This is a genomic window from Sorangium sp. So ce185, assembly GCF_051526825.1.
Classification (GTDB): Bacteria; Myxococcota_A; Polyangia; order Polyangiales; family Polyangiaceae; genus Sorangium; species Sorangium cellulosum_D.
In genome coordinates this window covers 8,236,068-8,257,425 of the sequence record NZ_CP150316.1, presented here as the reverse complement: position 1 = coordinate 8,257,425, position 21,358 = coordinate 8,236,068, and the positions used below count along the sequence as shown (strand labels likewise).

15 protein-coding genes are annotated in these 21,358 nt (G+C 72.3%); 8 read left to right on the top strand and 7 right to left on the bottom strand.

The genetic code is table 11. The annotated features are described in order from the left end of the window. Nucleotides 1–2: 2 nt before the first annotated feature. The 5 genes from WMF26_RS30275 to WMF26_RS30255 all read right to left on the bottom strand — a co-directional run bounded on the left by WMF26_RS30275 (nt 3) and on the right by WMF26_RS30255 (nt 8,845). The gene (locus WMF26_RS30275) at nt 3–1,052 is read right to left on the bottom strand and encodes a pentapeptide repeat-containing protein (protein WP_437331854.1); all 1,050 of its coding nucleotides are present in this window, start codon (nt 1,050–1,052) and stop codon (nt 3–5) included. Further along, nucleotides 1,039–3,711: a DUF2169 domain-containing protein gene (locus WMF26_RS30270; protein WP_437995533.1), complete on the bottom strand. Its 2,673-nt coding sequence runs from the start codon at nt 3,709–3,711 to the stop codon at nt 1,039–1,041. The genes WMF26_RS30275 and WMF26_RS30270 overlap by 14 nt, the downstream gene beginning before the upstream one ends. After that, a complete protein-coding gene (locus WMF26_RS30265) occupies nt 3,708–6,008 on the bottom strand; it encodes a type VI secretion system Vgr family protein (RefSeq protein ID WP_437995532.1) in 2,301 nt (766 codons plus the stop codon). The genes WMF26_RS30270 and WMF26_RS30265 overlap by 4 nt, the downstream gene beginning before the upstream one ends. A gap of 152 nt (nt 6,009–6,160) precedes the next feature. Next, nucleotides 6,161–8,218 carry an AAA family ATPase gene (locus tag WMF26_RS30260; RefSeq protein ID WP_437995531.1) on the bottom strand — a complete coding sequence of 686 codons (2,058 nt, stop codon included), beginning with the start codon at nt 8,216–8,218 and terminating at the stop codon, nt 6,161–6,163. Nucleotides 8,219–8,284: 66 nt separating this feature from the next. Beyond that, a complete protein-coding gene (locus tag WMF26_RS30255; protein ID WP_437331850.1) occupies nt 8,285–8,845 on the bottom strand; it encodes a helix-turn-helix domain-containing protein in 561 nt (186 codons plus the stop codon). An 89-nt stretch (nt 8,846–8,934) separates the two neighbouring features. On the opposite strand from WMF26_RS30255, the gene WMF26_RS30250 reads away from it, so the two are divergent. From WMF26_RS30250 to WMF26_RS30220, 7 genes are all read left to right on the top strand, one after another. Continuing rightward, nucleotides 8,935–9,783, top strand: coding sequence for an SDR family NAD(P)-dependent oxidoreductase (locus WMF26_RS30250; protein ID WP_437995530.1), 849 nt, complete (start codon nt 8,935–8,937; stop codon nt 9,781–9,783). Further along, on the top strand, nt 9,780–10,805 hold the full coding sequence (locus WMF26_RS30245; protein ID WP_437995529.1) for an S-adenosylmethionine:tRNA ribosyltransferase-isomerase: 1,026 nt from the start codon (nt 9,780–9,782) through the stop codon (nt 10,803–10,805). The genes WMF26_RS30250 and WMF26_RS30245 overlap by 4 nt, the downstream gene beginning before the upstream one ends. 47 nt (nt 10,806–10,852) lie before the next feature. Then, entirely contained in the window at nt 10,853–11,443 is a 591-nt protein-coding gene (locus tag WMF26_RS30240) for a hypothetical protein (RefSeq protein ID WP_437995528.1), read from the top strand. Nucleotides 11,444–11,599: 156 nt separating this feature from the next. Then, entirely contained in the window at nt 11,600–12,235 is a 636-nt protein-coding gene (locus WMF26_RS30235) for a hypothetical protein (RefSeq protein WP_437995527.1), read from the top strand. Between the two features lie 457 nt (nt 12,236–12,692). Continuing rightward, entirely contained in the window at nt 12,693–12,887 is a 195-nt protein-coding gene (locus tag WMF26_RS30230; RefSeq protein ID WP_437720551.1) for a DNA-binding protein, read from the top strand. Nucleotides 12,888–12,889: 2 nt separating this feature from the next. Beyond that, on the top strand, nt 12,890–13,285 hold the full coding sequence (locus WMF26_RS30225; RefSeq protein ID WP_437995526.1) for a type II toxin-antitoxin system death-on-curing family toxin: 396 nt from the start codon (nt 12,890–12,892) through the stop codon (nt 13,283–13,285). A gap of 114 nt (nt 13,286–13,399) precedes the next feature. Beyond that, complete coding sequence (locus WMF26_RS30220; RefSeq protein WP_437995525.1) at nt 13,400–14,101, top strand: hypothetical protein; 702 nt, start codon at nt 13,400–13,402, stop codon at nt 14,099–14,101. Nucleotides 14,102–14,272: 171 nt separating this feature from the next. Here the strand turns inward: WMF26_RS30220 and WMF26_RS30215 are convergent, their stop codons facing one another. Both WMF26_RS30215 and WMF26_RS30210 read right to left on the bottom strand, forming a co-directional pair. Further along, nucleotides 14,273–14,821: an alpha/beta fold hydrolase gene (locus WMF26_RS30215; protein ID WP_437995524.1), complete on the bottom strand. Its 549-nt coding sequence runs from the start codon at nt 14,819–14,821 to the stop codon at nt 14,273–14,275. Nucleotides 14,822–14,986: 165 nt separating this feature from the next. Next, complete coding sequence (locus WMF26_RS30210) at nt 14,987–20,581, bottom strand: nSTAND1 domain-containing NTPase (protein WP_437995523.1); 5,595 nt, start codon at nt 20,579–20,581, stop codon at nt 14,987–14,989. A gap of 316 nt (nt 20,582–20,897) precedes the next feature. Here WMF26_RS30210 and WMF26_RS30205 point away from each other — a divergent pair, with 316 nt between their 5' ends. Then, a complete protein-coding gene (locus WMF26_RS30205) occupies nt 20,898–21,299 on the top strand; it encodes a group II truncated hemoglobin (protein ID WP_020737951.1) in 402 nt (133 codons plus the stop codon). Nucleotides 21,300–21,358: the final 59 nt, after the last annotated feature.

Genomic DNA, 21,358 nt, shown 5'->3' with positions numbered 1-21,358 from the left:
GCTCAGTGGGGGGATTTGAACGCTTCCGCCTCTGCCAGCGCCTCGTCGTCGCCGAGCGCGGCGGCGCGGCTCGTCCAGACGGCGCCCTCCTCCTCGACCTTGTGGTACCGCGCCCGGAAGAGCGTCGCCCCGGAGAAATCGGCGCCCGAGACGTCGGCGTAGGAGAAGTCGGCGTACGTGAGATCCGCGCCGGCGAAGACGGCGCCAGCGCACGCGGCCCGCGTGAAGACGCACTGCTGCAGGTCGGCCGAGGCCGCGTTCGTGGAGGAGAGCGTGGCCTCGACGAACAACGACTGGCGCAGGAGGGCCCGCCGCAGGGAGGCGCGCGTGAGGTTCGCCTGGACGAAGACGGCGTTCTGGGCGGTCGCGCCGGTGAGGTCCGCGCCGGTGAGGTTCGCGCCCTTGAAGTTGCACTGGACGAGCGTCGCGCCCCGGAAGCTCGTGGCCTCGAGATCGGCGTCCATGAACTGCGTGAGCGTGAGATCCATCCCCGAGAGATCCATGCCCGAGAGCTTGCTTTGCATCAAGATCGCGTTCTCGAGCCGGGCGCCCGCGAGGACGGCGCCCGTGAGGTCGGCCTTCATCAGGACGGTCTGCTTGAGGTGCGCGCCCGCGAAGCTCGTGCCCTGGAGGCTCGCGTCGACGATGCTGGCCCGATCCAGGTTGGTCCTGGAGAGGTCGGCGCCGACCAGGATCGGCTTGACCAGGGCGGCGATGACGAGGTTGGCGCCGGCGAGCACGGCCGAGGTGAGGTCGACGTCGACGAGCTTCGCGGCGATCATCGTGGCGCCGGTGAGGTCGGCCCCGGCGAGGCGGCCCTTGTCCATGACGAGGTGATGCAGGTTGGCGCCGGTGAGATCCGCGCCGCGCAGATCGCACTCCATCAGCACCGACTCCTTGAGGCGCGCCCCCGAGAGCTTCGCGCCGTGCAGGTCGACGCGCTCGAAGATGCACCCCGAGAGATCTGCGCCGGTCAGGTCCATGCCGGCGAGGCTGACCTTCTCCAGGACCTCGCCGCCCCGCACCAGCGCGACGAGCTCATCCCTGTCCACGGGCGCTCCCTTGCACGACCCGAGCCTGGTGCACGACCCGAGCCTGGTTGACGTGCGCGTCGTCGAGGTTTGTCGCGCGGTCGCCCTCGACCCGCGCGAGATCGGCGCGAAACAGGTTGGCGCCCCGGAGGTCGGCGCCGCGGAGGTTCGCCTTCTGGAGGAGCGCGTAGATGAGGTTGGCGCCCGTCAGGGCGGCCTGGCTCAGGTCCGCCTTGACGAGCCTCGACTCACGGGCCTCCGCGTGGTGCAGCCTGGCGCCGCGCAGGTCGCACTCGCTGAGATCCGCGCCCTTGAGGAGCGCGCCGGTGAAGTCGGCGCCGGCGAGCTTCGTGCCGCGCAGGTTGGCGGCGGTCAGGTTGGCGCCCCGCAGATCGGCGCCCTCGAAGCAGGAGTCGACGACGATCCGGAGGTTCTCGAGCATGGCGCCCCGGAAATTGGCGCGGTTGCCCTTCGAGGTGACGAACAGGGCGGACTTCAGCGTGGCGCCGGTGAAGTCCACGCCTTCGACGGTGACCTCGATGAAATTGCACTTGGTGAGATCCGCGCCGCGGAGGTTGATCCCGGTGAGGTCGTTCCGGAGGAAGATGAGCTCGGGCGCCGAGGCTTGCTGGAAGTCGGCTCCGGCGACGAGCGCCTCGGAGAGGTCGGCGCCCTTCAGCCGGGCGCCGCGGAAGCTCGCGCGCGAGAGGTTGGTCCTGGCGAAGACCGCCCCGGCGCAATCCGCGCCGGCCGCCTGCGCGTCGCTCAGATCGGCCTCGCCGAGGTTCGCGCCCGCGAGCTTCGCGCCGGTGAGGTCGGCCCCGGAGAGGTCGCACCGCGCGAGGACGGCGTCGCTGAGGTTCGCGCCCGCGAGGTTCGCGCCCGCGAGGCTCGCGGCCTCGAGGAAGATGCCGGAGAGGTCCGCGCCCCGCAGATCCACCCCGGAGAGGTCGACCCCGGTGAAGTCGCGGGCGTCGAACCGCTCGCCCGCCTGGCGGCCGGCGAGCAGCGCGTCGCGGAGGCGCGCGGAGCCGGCCGGGTCGAGGCGCGCGGCGGGAGGGAAGTGCTGCGTATAACGCCGGTAAGCCTCGTTCATCTTCTGCTCTTGCAGGAGGAGCTTCTGCTCGAGCTCCGGATCGGCCAGCTTGGCCTCGACGTCGGGGAGCGCGACGCCGCCGTTCCGCGCCATGACGAGGATGTCCTTGAGCCGCTCGAGCTCGGCCTTCGCCGAGAACCGAGGCGGCCCGCCGGCCTTCTTCTTCTGCTCCTCGACGAGCGCGTCGTAATCGAGCCCCTGCGCCGCCAGCGCCTCCCGGGCCTGCGCCTCGGACGCCTTGCGCCGGTCCTCGGCCTCGCTCTTGAGCTTCTCGACGTCGGCCATGGCGCGCTCGACGTACGCCGGGAGCTCGTCCAGATCGGGCGCGGGCTCCTCCGGGGGCAGCGCGGCGGGGATGTGCTCGTCCGGATCGAGGCCGAGCGCCCGGAGCTCCCCCCGCAGCCGCTCGAGCTCCTTCTCGGCCCGCCGGCGCTGGTTCTTCTGGAGCAGGTCTTCCCGCGCGAGCAGGTCGCCCACGTCGCCTATCTTGTCGTCCGCGATCTTCGGCTTGCTGGCCGGCTCGGGCGGCATCAGGTCGCCGTCGCGCAGCGCGAGCAGGTGGCCGTCCTTCTTGTCGAGGCGCCGCGCCAGGACGTCGCGGTAATGGCTCTCGGGCTTCGGCGACGCCAGCGACTCGCAACCGACGATGATCTCCAGCACGTCGGACGCGTCGTCCTCGGCGATCTCGGTGAGGCCCCGGAAGATCAGGATGCCGCGCTCGCGGTGCGGGAAGAAGCGCACCGTGTCGAGGCGGGTCGCGATCTCGCGGAGCTCGTCGCCGGCGTCGGTCTTCTGCCGGATGAAGCAGCGGGTGGCCACGCCGGGGAGCGCGGACTCGATGAGCGGCTCCGTGGGGTGCATGTTCTCGAGCGAGAACGGCTCGTCTCCGCGGAAGTACCCCTCGATCTGCTGGTCGTCCGGGGCCGTGTTGAAGAACCCGAGATCCGTGTCCTTCGCGAGCCCCGGGAACCCGTCCTTGAGCCACGCCTCGTCGTAGGTGCCGATCTTCGAGAAGCGCTGCGGCCACATGAAGTCGAGCGCGTCGAAGCCGGCCGGATCGGGGCGGTCCCTCGGCGAGCGCACGAGTCGGTCCGGATCCTCGATGTTGGGCAGGAGGTGGACCTCGCCCTGCGCGCCGCGGACCGGGGCGAACCCCTTGCCGACCGGGTTCTTCGCGAACCCCTCGCCGCCGAACGCGTTCTCGTACCGGATCGGCATCTCGGTGAACGGCGCCGGATCCGACGCGACGCCGCGCGTCCAGCGCCGCTCGCCGACCAGGTAAAGGGTCTTGTCGATCGCGCCGAGCCTGACGCGGGCGGAGCACGCGGGGGCCGGGCGGCCTCCGGGCGGGTAGCCCCGGGCGCTCAGGAGGACCTCGCCGCGCGGCTTCGGCATGCACATGTCGAGCACGCCCTCTTTCCCGAGCTCCTCGCCGACCATCTTCCAGAGGTTGATCTCGGGCAGGAGCGTGGAGGGGGACGAGAGGGGGAAGAAGACGAGCAGGGTGGTGACGAAATAGAAGCGGCGGTCGAGCTCGAAGACCTTGTACAGGAGGCCCAGCCGCATCGGCTTGACGGTCTTCATAGACGGATGTGCGCGGCCGCGATGGCGAGATCGAGCGCGGCCTGCTTGATGGTGGGGCCGTGGGTCGCCCAGAGCTCGAGGGCCTTGGTGCGGATCTCCGCGGCCTTGGCCTTGATGTCGGCGGTCTTGATCTCGACGTGCGGGCCGACGTGGATCTCGATGTTGGCGGCGAGCAGGGCCTCGAACTTCAGGCCGACGACCGACTCGATCTTCCCGCCGATCAGGTTCTCGTTCTTGATGCCGACGGTGGTCTCCGAGGTGGCGGAGATGGTGGTGCCGATGAAGGAGCCCAGCGTGGTGAGGATCTCGTCACCCTTGTTGGTGACGTTCATCTTGTTGCACGTGAGGTTGTAGTCGAGGCTGATGGTCTGGTTGACGGCGCCGGTGACGTTCTGGGTGACGCCGGCCTTGTACGTCTGGGTGAGCGCCCCGTCGACCTCCTCGAGCAGGGTGCCGTGCACCTTGAACGTGCTCGGGTTCGTGATGTCGACGGTGGCGCCCCCGGCGCTGACCGTGAGCTTGTAGCCGCCCGTGGTGACGGTCTCCTCGCGCCCCTTCGCGACGGTGGTCACCTGCTTGTCCTTGTAGGTCTCCGTGACGAGGTTGTCGACGACCGTCCTGAAGGGGCCGACGATCCACTCGGTCGAGCTCTGGTCGACCCATTCCTTCTTGTGGCCGACGGTCCAGAGATCGAGGTCCTCTCCGATGTACAAGTACGTCATCCCGTCGGTGTTCAGGTACAGGTTGCTGTCGTCGTTGGGCGCGCCCATCCGGATGAAGGTGTTCTTCGTGGGCGTGGAGAGGGTGACGCGCTGGCCGCCGTCCTGGTCCTCGAGCTCGAGGCGGTTGCGGCCGCCGGTCTGGATGATGTTGGTCGTGCGGTTCTGGGACGTGACGGGGCTCGGGTTGAGCGCGTTCGGGACGACGCCGGCGATGACCGGGAGATCGGGGTCGCCGCCGAGGAAGGTGAAGAGGACCTCGACGCCCTTGCGGAGGGGGAAGTGCCACCCTTCGACGCCGCCGCCGTGGGGCTGCAGCATGCGGACCCAGGTGGAGGCCTTGCCGTCCTTGAGGGGGCTCTCGTCGAACTCGAACTTGACGGCGTAGCGGCCGTGGTCGTCGACCTGCGCGTACTCGCTCTCGGCCTCGCCGTCGATGGTCCCGTTCTCGAAGCCGTAGATGCGCGGCCACGGGGTGCGGCTCTCGGCGCGGTACTGGACGCCGGCCGGGATGGCCTTGAACTCCATCCGGTACACGTCGTCGGACTCGACGCCGAGCAGCTTCTTGATCTCCGCTCCGCCGCCGGCCGCGATCGCGACGTGCTCGGTCTGGGTGATCAGGTATTTCGCGTTGAGGGCGCCGCGCGGGTGGTCCTCGAGCTCGAACAGGTATCCGGGGCGAAAGAAGGGGGCGGTGCCGCCGCCTTGGGCCACGACCTGCCGCGCGAGCAGCTCCTCGGCGCGGATCTTCGCGAGCCGCGCGCCCTCCTCGGGGGTGAAGAAGCGGCCGGCATGCTGGTTGATCTCGCCGATGCCCGTCATGGAGACCGGCGCGCTCCCGGAGACGTCGAGCAGCGGCCGCGCGTAATCGTAGTCGCGGAGCTTGACCCGCGCCGGCAGCGCGGTGTGCCGGCAGAGGAACGACGAGAGCGACGCCCCGGCGACGACGTCGGTGTCCGAGACCGGGTGATACCGGACCGGCGTCCGCTCGATGGGGCCGTGGGCGGAGGACTTGTCGGTGATGATGAGCTTCTCGGAGCTGCCTTCGTGCTCGAAGTAGTAATAAAGCCCCTCGCGCTCCATCCAGCGTGAGATGAAGTCGAGGTGGCTCTCGCGGTACTGGCAGACGTGCTCGTGCGGCTTGTAATCGCCGTAGAGCCTGAGCTCGTAGTCCTCCGGCAGCAGCCCGCCGTCCTCGAGGATCGCCTTGATGATGTCGGGGATCGTCTGATCGGTGAAGATGCGGCTGTGCTGGGTGAGGGTGAGCTGCCAGAGGTGCGGGACGAGCGTGGCGCGGAAGAGCGCGCGGCTGTAGGTCTCCTGCACGAGCTCGAGCGTGGACAGGATGCCGTGGAAGACGAAGGGCGGCGTGTCGTCGTCGTCGCGATCGAGCGTCAACGTGGCCTTGGCGCCGATCGTGTCGGCCATGTCGATGTCACGGCTGTCGTCGCTGGTGAGCGCGAGGTAGATCTCGAAGCAATACGGCCGCGAGATGCCCTCGGTGCCTCGCACGCCGAGCACGCGGGCGGCCTCGGGCAGGACGCTGGAGCTGATGGAGACGACATCCTTCATGGCCATCGCAGGTCCCTGGGCGCCAGGCACCCCGGCGCGGTGGTTGCAGTCAAACGTGGCAAACGTGTGATGGAGAGTGGGATCGAAGACGGCGCCAGGACGAGCCCTGTCCGCAAATCCAGACGATATCGGCCGGTATCCGGACCGTCAACACGGATTCACGGCGGCTCCCCTCCCTGGGTGAGCCGCTCGCCGGCGGCCGCCGTCGAGCGGCCCGCGTGCGCCGCGTGCGCGAGCGACGCGCGCGCGAGCGCCGCGAGGGCGGCCTCTCCCCACCCCGCGCCGAGCTCTGCCGCCGGCCACGGCTCGCCGCGATAATAGAAGGAGCCAGCCATGAACTCGCGAGTCACCGCCTCGCGCATCCGGCGCGCCAGGTCGATGTCCCGGGCCTGCTCGAGCTGCAAGAGGCGGAGATCCTCGCGCTGCGAGGGCGCGCGGCGCTCGGCCCGCCGGATCATCCGGCGCGCGCGGAGCAGATCGATCGAGAGATCGCGCGCGCGCTCCGGGTCGCCCGCGGCGACCCAGATGAGCCGCCCGGCGAGCGGCGGGCGCCCGCTGCGGTCGCGCCACTCCGCGTCGGATCTGCGGTACATCGGGAGGTAGCGGAGGTCGAGCCCGAGCGCCGCGTCCCCCGGAGGCCGGAGCAGCGGCGTGTCGTGCTGGCGCTTGCCGTCCGAGTACCACGCGCGCAGCGGCGCTGACCGCCCCTCGAGGCGAGGGACGACGAGGCCGTGGAGGAGCTCGCCGAGCAGCTCGCGTATCAGCTCGCTCGTGTGCTCGAAGGTCACGGTGAAGTCGTCCCGCTCGCGGCGCCACGGCTCGAAGGACGCGGTGAGGAGCTGGGCCCCGCGGCGCTCGGTGAGCGCGGCGAGGCGCGCGGCCTCGAGCGCCGCGAGGCAGGCGCTCACGGCCGCGACGGGGACGCTCTCCCGAGGGCCGCCGTAGAGCGATCGCGCGATCCCGGACGGCGTGACGGGGGCCGCGTCCGCGGAGAGCTCGAGCAAGGCGACCGCGCGCGCGACGCGCGAGACGAGCGGGCGCTGCCCGTCGAGCTCCGGGAGGTCGTCGATTTGCGCCACCGCGGCGAGGACCGCGGGATCGAGCGCGGCGCGCGCCGCGTCGAAGGCGGCGTCGAGCGGGACGCAGCGGTCGAGCGGCGCGTCGCGGAGGCCCTCGGCGCGGAGGATCTCGCCGACCCAGCCGGGCACGGAGAGCGGGGCTTCACCGCCCGGCGCGGCGCTCGCGCGCAGGGCCGACGCGGTCCGGATGAGGAGGTCGATCACCTCGGGGAGCAGCGGCCAGGAGGCGACGAGCTCGTCCTCGGTGAGCGACGCCGAGGCGCGGGCGTGCTGGACGAGCTCCGCGGCGCGCTGCCGGAAGAGATCGCGGAGGGCGGCCTCGGCGGGCGGCCGCTTGGCGAGCGCGCCGAGGCGGAGGACGTCCGGCAGGGAGCGATCGAGGCGGAGGCGGAGATCGGCTGGAAAGAGCGCCTCGAGCGGCCCGAGGTCCTCGGGCTCGCGGCCGTCGTCGCGGGCGGTCGCGACGAGCCAGGCCCGCGACTTGAGGCGCTGGGCGAGGTGGGAGAGGAACGAGACGACGTTGCGCCGCCCGGCGTCGTCCGCGGCGGCGAGCGCGTCGACATCGTCGATGCCGAGGCACAGCGTCTTCGCCGGCGCGCGCAGGCGGAGGAGGGCGAAGATCTCCTCGACGGCATCCTTGACGGAGAGCTCCCTGCGCCGCTCCGCGGGCTCTCCGAGGCGCTCCTTCAGCTGCTGGAGGACCACGGCGTGCAGCGACGCGCCCCGCGCCCCTTCGCGCGCGGCGCTGACGACGACGCTCGCCCCGTCGATGCGCGCGCGCAGCGCGCCGAGGGCATCGCGGAGCTCGGGGGCGAGATCGCGCGGGCTGCGCGCGGCGCCGGGGAGGGGGCCGCCCGGCGGAGGTGCGCGGTGCAGGCCGGTCAGGAGCAGCCGGAGGAGCGTGGACTTGCCCGAACCAGGAGGTCCCGCGATCCAGAGAAAGGGCAGGGGCGCCGCCCGCCCCTCGTCGAGGGCCGCGGTGAGCCGCCGGAGCGCGCGGAGGAGCGGCGCGCCGAGGCTGGGTGGAACGAGGACGCCGGCGAGATCGCCCGGAGCGGGCGCCGCGCCTCGCCCCGAGGCGCCCGCGCCCGGCAGCGGGAGGCAGGGGTCGACGAGGAAGAGATCGCGGAGCCGCATGCGACGGGTCGCCCAGCGTAGCAAGGCGCGCTCTCCGCCGGCAGCGCGGCGGGCGGCGCGCCCCGGTCAGAGCACCCGCGCGAGCACCACGACCGAGTAGCCGACCGCCTGCTGCTTGCCGGGGTTGTGGTACGAGTGGCGCTGATCGCCGCGGAACACCGCGACGTCGCCGGCGCCGAGCGTGAACCGCTCGCCGCTGACCACGAGCTGGAGCTCCCCCGACTCGCACGTCAGGTACTCGCGGGTGCCGGGGGTGTGCGGGACGCCCGTCATGCGCCCGCCCGGGGGGATCTCGATGCGATCCATCTCCATGCCCGGGATCGGATCCGGCAGGAGCTTGCGGACGAGCGCCTGGCCGGGGGAGCGCGTGGGCAGCGCGTCGCGCGCGTAGAGCTGGCACGTGGCGCGGGGCGCGGAGAGCATCTCCTCGATCGAGACCTGGAGCGCGGCGGCGGCGCGGTGGAGCACGCCGAGCGTCGGGTTCGCCGCGCCGGACTCGAGGTGCGCCCACGTCGCCCGGGGCACGCCGGCGAGCTTGGCCAGCTGCTGCTGCGTGAGCCCGCGGGCCTCGCGCAGCTGCTTGATGTTCTTCGCGAGCCGCCCGGCGAGCTCCGCATCCTGATCCATGACCGGAGATTAGCATGATTCCAAGATACTGGAGGTGGCTCCAAATTATGGGTCAGCGCAGATTAGGCTCTGGGCGAGGAGGAAGCACCATGAACGACGAGTCGACCGGAAGCGAGTCGCTGATCCAGGCTGGAGGCATCTCCCAGCCGTCTCTCGCCGACGCCGCGCGGGACGCCGACGCCGCGCGGGACGCCCACGCCGCGCGGGGCGCGCCGTTCGCGCCGCGCGCGGCGCTGGTCACCGGGGCGAGCCGCGGGCTGGGCGCCGCGCTCGCGCGGGAGCTCGCCCGGAGGGGCGCGAAGGTGGTCCTGGTCGCGCGCGAGCGCGCGCCGCTCGAGGCCGTGGCGGCCGAGATCGCCGCGCAGGGCGGGGTGGCGCACGCGCTCGCGGCGGACATCGGCGACAAGGGCCAGACCCACGCGATCGCCGGCGCGGCGGCGGCGCTGGTCGGTCCCATCGATCTGCTCGTCCACAACGCGAGCACGCTCGGCAGGACGCCGCTGCCGATCCTGCTCGACACCGAGTGCGAGGATCTCGGCCGCGTGCTCGAGGTCAACGTGGTCGGCCCGTTCCGCCTCACCAAGGTGATCGCGGGCGCGATGGCGCTGCGGCGGCGCGGGGTGGTCGTCCACATCAGCTCGGACGCGGCCGTGAACGCCTACCCGCGGTGGGGCGCGTACGGCGCCTCGAAGGCGGCGCTCGATCACCTCAGCCGCACCTGGGCCGCCGAGCTCGAGGGCACGGGCGTCGCCTTCTACGCGGTGGATCCCGGCGAGATGAACACGCGGATGCACGCCGAGGCGATCCCCGACGCCGATCCGAGCGCGCTGGCCGACCCCGCGGACGTGGCGAGGCGCATCGTCGCCCTCATCGGCCGCGCCGGCGAGGTGCCGAGCGGCGCGCGCGTCGAGGCCGCGCGCTTCGAGGAGGCGCCATGAGCCCCGCCGCCTGGCCTCGCGAGAACCCCCTCGAGGAGCGGCTCCTCCACGTGGATCCCCGCCTCGGGCGCCTGCGCGACGGGCGCATCGCGGATCTGCCCGCGCTCCTCGATCCGGGCGATCTCCTGGTCGTGAACGACGGCGCCACGCTGCCGGCGTCGCTCCACGGCGCGACCGGGGGCGGCGCGGCGGTGGAGGTGCGCCTCATCGGCGAGCTGTCCGAGGGGCGCTACGCGGCCCTCCTGTTCGGCGCGGGCGACTGGCACACGCGCACCGAGGATCGCCCGCCGCCGCCCGCGCTCGGCCCGGGCGACGCGGTGACGTTCGGCGACGACCTGTCGGCCGCGGTCGAGCGGGTGTCGCCGGCCTCGCCGCGCCTCGTCGAGATCGCCTTCCGCGAGCGGGGCGCGCCGCTCTGGTCGGCGCTCTACCGGAGGGGGCGGCCGATCCAGTACGCGTACGTCGCGGCGCCGCTCGAGCTCTGGCACACGCAGACGCGCTACGCGAGCCGGCCGCTCTGCGCCGAGCTCCCGTCGGCGGGACGGCCGCTCGTGTGGGGGCTCTTGCTCGAGCTGATCCGCCGCGGCGTGCGCGTCGCCTCGCTGACGCACGCGGCCGGGATCTCGTCGACCGGCGAGCCGGCGCTCGACGCGCTGCTCCCGTTGCCGGAGCGCTTCGAGATCCCGGAGGAGACGGTGGCGGCGGTGCGCGAGGCCAAGGCGAGCGGGCGCCGGATCGTCGCGGTGGGCACGACGGTGACGCGCGCCCTGGAGGGCTGCGCCGCCCAGAACGGCGGTGAGCTTCGGGCCGGCTCGGGCGTCACCGATCTGGTCCTCCACCCTGGCTTCCGGCCGCGGGTGGTGGACGGGCTCCTGACCGGCGTGCACGACCCGACCGAGAGCCATTTCCGGCTCCTCGAGGCGTTCGCGCCGGCCCCGCTGCTCCACCGCGCCAACGCGTACGCCGAGCAGGCGGGGTATCTTTGCCACGAGTTCGGCGACTCCTACCTCGTGCTCAGCTGATCTCCGGGCGACGGCTCGCCGAGTACGGGCCGGTTCGGGACGCCGGCGTGGCTGCCTGGGCGGCGGAGAGCATCGATCTCGGCCTGGGCCTCGGCCACGTCGCGCCCCTGGTGCTCGGCCCGGCCGTCGTCCCCGAGATCACCGATCCGAGCGAGGCGGAGGCGGAGACGGAGCTCGCCGTGCTCTCGGCGGTGGCGCACGGCAACGGGCCGAACGGACCCGCCGTGGTCCTGGCGGCGCTCGCTGCCCTTGGCCGGCTCGACCAGGAGCACGCGATGGTCTACTTTCAGCTCATCTGGAACGCGTTGCGTGAGCCGATGCGGCAGGCTCTGGAGGCGTTGATCATGGAACGGCAGATCGAAGGCGAGGCGACGTTTCCCCCGTTCGTGCAGAAGCTCATCGATCGCGGCATGCGTGAGGGCAAGCTCGAGGGCATGCGTGAGGGCAAGCTCGAGGGCATGCGTGAGGGCGAGCTCAAGGGCAAGAGGGATACGCTGTTGCGGCTGCTCGCGCGTGCGGGGATCGTGCTCAGCGAGAACGAGAGCGCGCGCATCCAGGCATGCACGGACATCGCGATCCTCGATCGCTGGATCGATAACGTCCTTGGGGCGAAGACCGCCGCCGAAGTGCTCTCCTGACGGGTGACGGATGCGGCCCAACAGGCCATGAATCAGACGCGCTTCGACCGCCGGTGATCGCCAGGGCGCTGGGGCGCGAGAACGAAGGTGGACATGGCCCGATGCTGGTCAGAGGAGCACCCTAACCTTCGCGTCACGACGGACGCGCTTCGGCTGATGCCCGTCGTGGAGCTTGAGCCCGGCCGCTTCGGCTCGGCGCCCCATCCGAGCTCGGGGCCGTGGACCGCAACGGAAAGCGATGGCTACTGGCGGGCGTGCCTTCGTGCGGGCGGCCTGGCCGGTGTTGACCCCATCGTGCTCGGCTCGTGGTTCGTTGCGATCGATGCGCTGACGTCCCAGGACGCGCTGGTCCGGGTCCTGCGTGCACACCTCGGCGACAGCGCTCCAGCGGACGACGAGGTCGACGCCCTCAGCGGTGGCCTCGCGCTCGTCGACGACGGCGAGGTCCTCTTGTTACCGGCCTGTTGTGGTGATTTAAGCGATCTCGAAAATTGGCGGACAGCCGCCCATCGGTCGGCCGAATCGCCCGAGGTGCTCTGGATCGGTCACCCATGGCTCATGGCCTGGTATGCTGCCCCGATGCTTCACATTCGGGAAGACTCCGAGCACGGCATACCCGCTCAACCAAGAGAGCTCGTGGTCAAGCCAGAGATCCTGCAGCGCGCGGTGCGCCTCGCCGTCCAGGCTCTCGATGTTTTCTCCGAGCGAGTCGCGTCAGCGCTGCGGCACATCCCCGGCGTCATCGACGCGCGGGCGACTGCCAGGATCCTTGTTGGTAGGAGAGCGTCTTGATGGCGCATCACCCGAACGCGCGCAGACCGATCGCGATGAGGCGCGCTGCGAAGGGCCCGGTGGCTCCCCGCCCCGTCCTGCGCGAGAGGCCAACCCGTAGCCGTCTGGCGTCGACGAGCGCGACCTGGGTGCGCTCGGCGAGGGCCACGGGCGAGCGGCGACCGAGCGAGGGGAGGGCGGCGGTGCCGAGGATGCGCGGCCCGACGCCCGGGAGGCCGAGCACCATCTCGAGAGGGCGGCCTCGGTCGTGGTCGGCAGCTCGGCCGCCGTCTCGGCGGGGGCATCGACGGGGCCCGGCTCGTCGGGGCCACCTCCGATCGCGGGTGAGGGCGCGATCTCGGCCCACCTCTGCGCTCCCGGGGACGGATGGGACCGCCCTGCCCCGCGGGGTTCATCGCTCGCCGGCTTATCCCCGCGCCGGGTGACGGCCAGGGTCGCCCGAGGTACACTGCGCGCGATGAAGCTCGCCATCGACCTGTCGCCCGCGCAAGCCGACCGCCTGCATGAACGCGCAAAGAGCCTCGGCTTGCAGCCGGAAGAGCTGGCGCGGGCCGCCGTGGCAGATCTGCTGACGACGCCGGAGGACGAGTTTCTAGCTGCAGCCGAGATCGTCCTTCAGAAGAACGCAGAGCTGTACAGGCGGCTCGCCTGAGAGTGCGTTACTTGACCTTGGCGGAGGTCTTTTACCTCCACGAGCGGGTCCTTGCGGAGAGCGGTGGCGCCGCAGGCGTTCGCGACCTCCGAGCCGTCGAGGCTGCCGTGGCCCAGCCGAAGGCAACCTTCGCAGGTGAGGAGCTCTATCCTACCGTCGTCGCCAAGGCAGCGACGCTTTGCTTCTCGCTGGTGCAAGGCCACCCGTTCGTCGACGGTAACAAGCGTGTCGGTCATGCCGCGATGGAGGTCTTCCTCATGCTGAACGGCTACTCCCTTGATGCGCATGTCGACGAACAGGAGCGAATCATGCTCTCACTAGCCTCTGGCGCGCTTCCACGGGACCAGCTCCTCGGCTGGCTCGAACAGCATGTCCGGCGGCGGGAGACCTCCGTCTAGCAGGAGTTCATCCCCGTCATGCTGGCGTGACGCTCTGGCCGCCGCTCAAGCCCAAGCAGAACAGCGCCGTTCACATCCGCCTTGTACAGCTTCCTCCTCGCAGGAGCCCAGCCCATGTACATCTCGCTAGATCGCATCGACGTGGAGCTCGAATCGAAGGACGGTCGTGCGCGCGTGATTCAGACCGACCACCGAACGGCAGCCGAGATATCGGCACGACCAGCCCTCTCGACCATCGTTGCGCTGATCCGGTGCCTCAACCCGCGTCGAGCCTATGGTGAGCTCGAGCTGTTCTACAATTGTCAGCACGATCCGCCTGCGTTTCTCCGCGATGCCGTCGCGGCGTGCGGAGCTCGGCTCTGGGTCGGCGATGACCCTGCGACTCTCGACCAGGATCTGCCTCAGGCCGCGATCGATGAGGGCGCGGTCGATCGACTCGTCAACGGCGCGATGCAGGAGCTCGCGCGCGAGCTCGTAGAAGGATCGGGCGCGACCGAACCTCTCGGAGCCCTTGAGCTGCTGGAGCAGGAAATGGCCAGAACGGGGTTTCCCGACGAGGAGGAGGATGTCACGGCGTTCTGGACCTCCGTCTTGGAGCTCGGCGCGCTCGCGGGCGCCGCCGTCGGTGCGTCGAACAGCGGTGCATGGTTCCATGACGTCGCAGGCCAAGCGACGTTGCCGCTCAAGTACAGGTGCTCCTTTCGAGGAGAGGTGGCCGCGGCGAACCCCCTCGGCAAAGCGCTCAAGTTCATTCGTGAGCAGGGAGGCGGAGAGGAGCCGAGCTTTCTCGTCAGGACGCTCAGGTCGAGCTCGTGAGCGAACCAGGCGAGGTGCGCGATCAGCGCCGCCGCACGGAGGGCTCCCGCGGGCCATGAAACCGCCGCTGCCTTCCCGGTGTCGTAGAGCGAGAAGAGGCGACAACGCACCGACAGGTACATCGAGATAGGCGGCCTCGAGGTCGTCTGAGCGCGCGTGCGGCGCTCCCCCTCACCTCACGAGCGGGACGTCCGCGGCGACCTCCGCGAGGTCATCCTCGAGCTGATGACCGCGGGCGTCGAGCTCGCGAAAGGTCGCGCTGGGGAGCGCTTCGCGGTAGCGCGCGAGGTGCGTGAACGGCACGGTCTCGTCGTCACGGCTGTGATAGAAGAAGAGCCGTAGCTCCGCCGGCAGCTTGGCCGCGAAATCGTCGGCGAGCGCAAACTCGGGCACGTCCCAGTCCTCGACACGCCAGAACGGCGCGGCGATGAGAAAGAGGCCGGAAGCTCGGCCGTCAAGCGGCTCCTCGGCGGCGTACTTCAGCAGGAGCGAAGCGCCGAACGAGTGGCCGACGAGCGCCGCCTTGCGCTCGAACGCTGCGAGCTCCCGCGCGATCGCGTCCTTCCACGCTGCATAGGTCGGGTTCCGCTCGTTCGGCATCGCTGGATAGCGGACGTCGTACTCGACGCCGAGCGCGCCCTGGAGGGACTCCGCGAGCGGTCTGTCCGCTTCATATGCACCTTCACCGCCGCCGTGGATGAACAGCACGGGATTTTTCAAAGCTTGCTCCTCGAGGCTCCGCCGAGGGCGGTGTTATCACGATTCTCCGCGGCCTGAACGAGAACCCGCCGCGGAGGCAATCGGGCTCGCTCGGCGTGGAAAGCGGCGGCCTCTCCGAGCGCTCTGGCGCGGGGCGCCCCCGTCCGATGATGCGCGTGGCTCGCGTCACCAGGGCCTCCCGGCGGCCGCGCGCGCCGCCTCGACGCGGCGCACGCACGCCTCCCGGCTGGCCCTGGCGGCGGCCTCGGGCACGCGCAATAGCTCCATCCGCCGGTCGACCGGCATGCAGTAGGTGGTCGCCGCCCACAGCTTCGGGTCCTCGACGCTGCGGAGCTCCTCGAGATCGGTCCACACCCGCACCACCGTGTCGTCCGCCGCGGCGACGATGCGCTGGCCATCCGGGCTGAACGCCACGGCGTTGATCGGCGCATCGACGGCGCGGAGGACCAGCGGCTCGCCCGCGCCGCCTCCGTGCCACACCCGCACGGTCTCGTCCTGCGATCCTGTGGCGATGCGCGTGCCGTCGGGGCTGAACGCCACCCCGAGCACCCAGTGCTCGTGGCCGCGGAGGACGAGGGGCTCGCCGGCGCCGTCGGCGCGCCACACCCGCGCGGTCCGGTCCCAGGACGCGGTGGCGACGCGCCGGCCATCGGGGCTGAACGCCACCGCGTTGATGCCGTCGTCGTGACCACGCAAGACCGTCGGCTCGCCGGCGCCGTCGGCGCGCCACACCCGGGCGGTGTTGTCCGACGATCCGGAGACGATGCGCTGGCCGTCGGGGCTGAACGCCGCCGCGTAGACGCGATCCGTGTGGCCGCGGAGGACGAGGGGCTCGCCGGCGCCGTCGGCGCGCCACACCCGCACGGTCCGGTCCCAGGACCCGCTGGCGATGCGCTGGCCGTCGGGGCTGAACGCCGCCGCGTAGACCTGATCGTCGTGACCGCGGAGGACGAGGGGCTCGCCGGCGCCGTCGGCGCGCCACACCCGCACGGTCTTGTCGGCGGACCCGCTGACGACGCGCTGGCCGTCGGGGCTGAACGCCACCGAGTTGACCTCGTCGTCGTGACCCCGGAGGACGATCGGCTCGCCGGTGCCGTCGGCGTTCCACACCCGCACCGTCCTGTCGAGCGACGCAGAGGCGACGCGCCGGCCATCGGGGCTGAACGCCACCCCGTAGACGCGATCCGTGTGGCCGCGGAGGGCGAGGGGCTCGCCGGTGTCGTCGACGTTCCACACCCGCGCGGTCCTGTCGTGCGACGCGGTGACGAGGTGATGGCCATCCGGGCTGAACGCCACGGAATAGACCTGATCGTCGTGACCGCGGAGCACGAACGGATCCCCCGTGCCGTCGGCGTTCCACACCCGCGCCGTCTCGTCCTGCGACGCGGAGGCGACGCGCCGGCCATCGGGGCTGAACGCCACCCCGTAGATTCGATCCGTGTGGCCGCGGAGGACGATGGGCTCGCCGGTGCCGTCGGCGTTCCACACCCGCACCGTCCTGTCCCAGGACGCGGTGACGATGCGCTCGCCATCGGGGCTGAACGCCGCCGCGTACACCCGATCGGTGTGGCCGCGGAGGACGATGGGCTCGCCGGCGCCGTCGGCGCGCCACACCCGCGCCGTCCGGTCCTGCGCCCCGGTGACGATGCGCTCGCCATCGGGGCTGAACGCCGCCGAATAGACCTGATCGGTGTGGCCGCGGAGGACGACGGGCTCGCCGGCGCCGTCGGCGCGCCACACCCGCGCCGTCCGATCGGCGGACGCGGTGACGATGCGGGCGGCGTCGGGGCTGAACGCCGCCGCGTAGACCCGATCGTCGTGGCCGCGGAGGACGATGGGCTCGCCGGCGCCGTCGGCGTTCCACACCCGCGCGGTCCGGTCCTGCGCCCCGGTGACGACGCGTCGGCCGTCGGGGCTGAACGCCGCCGACTCGACCTGAGCCGTGTGGCCGCGGAGGACGATGGGCTCGCCGGTGCCGTCGGCGCTCCACACCCGCGCGGCCCTGTCGGCCGACGCGGTGACGATGCGCTTGCCGTCAGGGCTATAGTCCGCGTCCAGCACCCCGTCCGGGTGGACGAGCACCGCGCGCGCGAGCCTGCTGTACAGCGCCCAGCGCGCGAGGACGGCCCACCCCCGCGGCTCGTCGCGCGGCTCGACCTCGCGCAGGATCGCGAGCACGCTCGTGGGATCGGCCTGCAGCTCGCGCGCCGCGGCCACGCGGGTGGCGTTGCGCGCGCGCAGGGCCTCCCGATCGGCGCGCGCGGCCTGCTGGTCGGCGCGGACCGCCAGGTACGACACCGCGACCGCGAACGCGGTGAGCGCGGCGATCACGCCCGTGGTGAGCCGCCGGCGCAGGCGGCGCGCCCGCTCGCAGTAGGCCACGACGGCCAGGAGATAGCGCTCCTCGCGCCGGCCGAGCCCGGCGCGCCACTCGGCCCCGTGCTCGGCGCGGCGGCGCTCGTACCACGCTCGGGCGTCGCTCGCCGCGCGATCGCGCCAGAGCAGCCCCTCGGCCTGCCCGCTCGCCGCCCATGGCTCGGCCGCGGCGCGCAGCCGGGCCAGGAACTCCGCGTCCTGCTCGCTCTCGGCGAGCCACTGCCCGAGCTTCGCCCACCGCTCGATCAACGATTCGTGCACCAGCTCCACGGTCGTGCCCTCGCGCTCGCCGCCGGGCTCGATGAGCAGCAGCCGCGCGGCGGCGAGGTGCTGGACCACCTGCGCGATCGCCTGGGCGGCGTCGCCCTGACCGTCCGGCGCGAGCTCGCGGAGCTCCTCCAGGCGCACGACGGCGCGCGTGCGCTCGGGCGTCACGAGGCGCAGGAGCACCGCCCGGGCCAGCCGCTGCTCGTGGGGCGGCAGCGCCGAGAGCACCGCGTCCGCGTGCGAGGACAGGGCGCCGGCCACGCCGCCGAGCCGCTCGTAGCTCTCCCGCGTCAACATCCGGCGCTCGCGATCGCGCGCCTCCCACAGCTTCGCGGCCGTGAACTGCAGGAGCGGCAAGGGGCTCCGGGTGCTCTCGAGCGTGCTCAGCATGTGCTCGACCATGGCCGGGGTCTCGAACCGGTGGCCGGCCGCCTCGGTGGGCCGCGTCAGGGCCTCGCGCAGGCCGTCGCGTCCCATGGAGGGGAGGAACGAGAGCCCGCGGGTCACCTCGGTCATGAAGTGGTGGTCGTCGGCGATGCGATCGAGGAAGTCCGAGCGGATGGCGAGCAGGACGCGCAGCGGCGAGGACGCGTCGTCGGCCGCGCCCGCGAGGCACGCGATGAACGCCGCCCGCGCCTCGGCGGCGGCGCCGAGCGTGTAGAGCTCCTCGAACTGATCGACGAAGAGCAGGATGCGGTGCCGCTTCCCCACCCGGCGGCAGCGCGCGCGCAGCCGGGCGCCCAGGCTGCCCGGCTGCACGCGCAGCGTGGCGACGAGCTCGTCGTGGTCGGGGAGCTCGGGCGAGCCCGTCGCGCTGGCGGGCTCCGCCTCGGCGACCTGCGCGAGCACGTCGACGAGGGCGGACAGCGGGCTGTGCCCGGGGCGCAGGATGAACGCTTCCCAGCGATCGCCCAGGCGCTTCAACGCCGGGATCACGCCCGCGCGCACGAACGACGATTTGCCCGCCCCCGAGGGCCCGGCGACGGCGACGAGCTGCTGGTTGCGCAGCCGCGTCAGCAGGGCGGCGACCTCGCGCTCGCGCCCGAAGAAGCGCGGGGCGTCCGCCTCCTGGAACGCGGCGAGGCCGGCGAACGGGCTCTCGTCCTCGCTCAGCGCGAGCGACGTTCGGCCGGGCAGGAGGTCCTCGAGCTCGGCGAGGAGCTCCTTGGCCGAGCCGATGCGCTCGGCCGCGCGCTTCTTCAGGCAGCGGTCGATGAGGGCGCCGAGCGGGCCGACGTCCGGGCGCCGCTCGCTGGTGGCGGGCATCGGCAGCTCGAGGTTCACGATCTCCACGAGCCGCGCCGCCGAGAACGGGTCGAGCGGGTGCGCCCCGGTGACCAACTCGTGGAGGATGATGCCCACGGCCCAGAGGTCGGAGCGGGCGTCGATGTCCCCGCCCCGCAGCTGCTCGGGGGACATGTACCGGGGCGTGCCCAGGATCGTGCTCTGCGCGCTCGGCCGAGCCCCGCCGGCGAGCACCATGCGCACGCCCGTGAACATCGAGATCCGCTCGGCCTCGATCTGCTTGGCGATGCCGAAATCGAGCACCTTGATGGAGCCGGAGTCCTCCAGGGCGATGTTCTCCGGCTTGAGGTCGCGGTGCACGATCCCGAGGTCGTGCGCGCAGGCCAGCGCGCGGACCACCGGGATCATGAGCTCGACGGCCAGGCTGGGCGACAGCGGGCCGGGCGGCGTGTGCGCGATGGGCGATCCGGACGCGCTCGGGTGCTCGCGCTGCGACATCCACTCGCGCAGCGTGCGGCCCTTGACGTACTCGAGCACGAGGTACGGGTGCCCGTGGATCTCGTCCGCCTCGTGGATGACCACGATGTTCTCGTGCCTGCAGCGCGCCGTGGCGCGCGCCTCGGCGAGGAAGCGGGCGATGCCTTGCCGGCTGTGCTCGCGGAGCAGCTTGATGGCGACGAGGCGGCCGAGCCTCGTGTCGCGGGCCAGGAACACGACCCCCATGCCGCCCTGGCCCAGCTTGCGGATGATCTCGTAGTGCTTGATGGTGTCGCCGACGTTCGGGGGCACGTAGGCCGCGAGGGCATCCGCCGGCGTCGCCAGGGCATCCGCCGGCGTCGTCGGGGCCTCCTCCGCGGACGGCGTGGCCCCCGACATCTCCGGCGTCTCCACCTCCTCGGGCAGCGCGCCCGCGGCAGGCCGCGTCAGAGGCGCCGAGCCCGGGCTCTCCGCCGTCTCCGCGCCGGTGGGCACGCCGAGGTCGACGAGGGCCGCGCGGCGGAGCCCGCCCGGCTCACAGGCGTCGAGCTCGCGCAGGAGGCCCTCGGCCGTGACGAGCCGCTCGTCGGCCTCCTCGTTCGTCGCCCGCCGCACGATCGCGCCGACCGGGTGCCCGAGGAGCGCGGGAGGGATCCGGACCGGCCCGCGGCCCTGCTGCTGGACATCGCCCCCGTCCGGAGGGCTGGCCCGGTCCGCGCGCCTGCCCGTGAGGCACTCGAGGAACATGAGCGCCCAGGCGTACAGATCCGAGCGCGCCGTCGGGGCGGGCCCCCAGATCTGCTCGGGGGCTGCATACGCCAGCGAGCCCAGGGGCTCGGTCCCCGAGGCGGGCCCTCCGCCCCGGCCGCTCCGCAGGCTCGCGGCGACCGCGGCGACGCCGAAATCGAGCACGCGCGCGTCCCGCCGCGCCGTCGAGGGGACGATCATCACGTGCGTCGGCCGGAGCGCCCCGTGGACGATGCCCTGTCTATGCGCGCAGGCCAGCGCGTCGAGGACCTGCCGCATCAGGTGCCGCGCCTCCTGCGGCTCGAGCGCGCCCTGCTGCGACAGCTGCTCGGCCAGGCTCTGGCCGGGCACGAGCTCGCTGACCGTGAACACGTGCCCCTCGTCCGCCTGCCCCCAGTCGATGGGCCGGACGATGCTGGGATGGTGGAGCTGCGCGCAGCGACACATCTCTTGCAGGGAGCGCGCGAGGTCTTCTGGATCGGCGGGGTCGCCGCCGAGGTCGAGGCGCATGAGCCTGAGGGCGATCGGCTGCCCGGTCTCGATCCGTCGCCCCCGGTACACGGTGCCGAGGCTGCTCTCCCGGAGCACGGAGAGGAGCTCGTAGCGGCCCTGGAACACCATCCCTGGAGCGAGAGTCTCCCGGTTCATCGAAACCCCTCAGGTGGCAGCCGCCTCCCCGCGGCGGCCTCGGGCGGAAGGCCCGACGCCACGAGAGCATCGCGCCGATCGCGGCCGTCGAGCCCGTTCGGCGCGTGGCCGGGAGAGCTCGACGAGATGGCCGGTCCGATGCTCGGGCAGCCGATGTCGCTGCCCACCATTTCATAAAGTGGCCCCCGCGCGTCGTCCGGCGCCGGCGCGCCGCCAGCGCGTCGAGCGCGGGCCGGGCGGGCGGCCCGACCCACGTCGCAGCGGACGACCCGGCCCACGTTGACGGCACCGCGGCGGATCGCTAGACGGCGTGCGAATGGTCGATGCGTCCGAGACCCCTTTCGCCCTGCTGGGCGGCGAGCCGGCGGTGCGCCGGCTGGTCGAGCGCTTCTACGACCTCATGGGCCGCGACGAGCCGGCGCTCGCGCGCCTCCACGTGTGCGACGAGCGCGGCCAGGTCGCGCGGGAGAGCCGGGACCGATTCGCGCTCTTCCTGATCGGCTGGCTGGGCGGGCCGCAGGACTACATCGCGGCGCACGGCCACCCGCGGCTGCGAATGCGCCACGCCCGCGTCCCGGTCGATGTGGCGATGCGCGACGCGTGGCTGCGCTGCATGCGCGCGGCGATGACCGAGCTCGGCGTGCCCGCGCCGCTCCACGCCTTCCTCGACCAGCGCTTCGGCGAGGTGGCGGACTTCATGCGCAACCGACCGGGCTGAGCCGTTTCCTCCACGTCCGGTGAGCGCCCGCCGCTGCTGGTGCGGAGGTTGCACGCAGG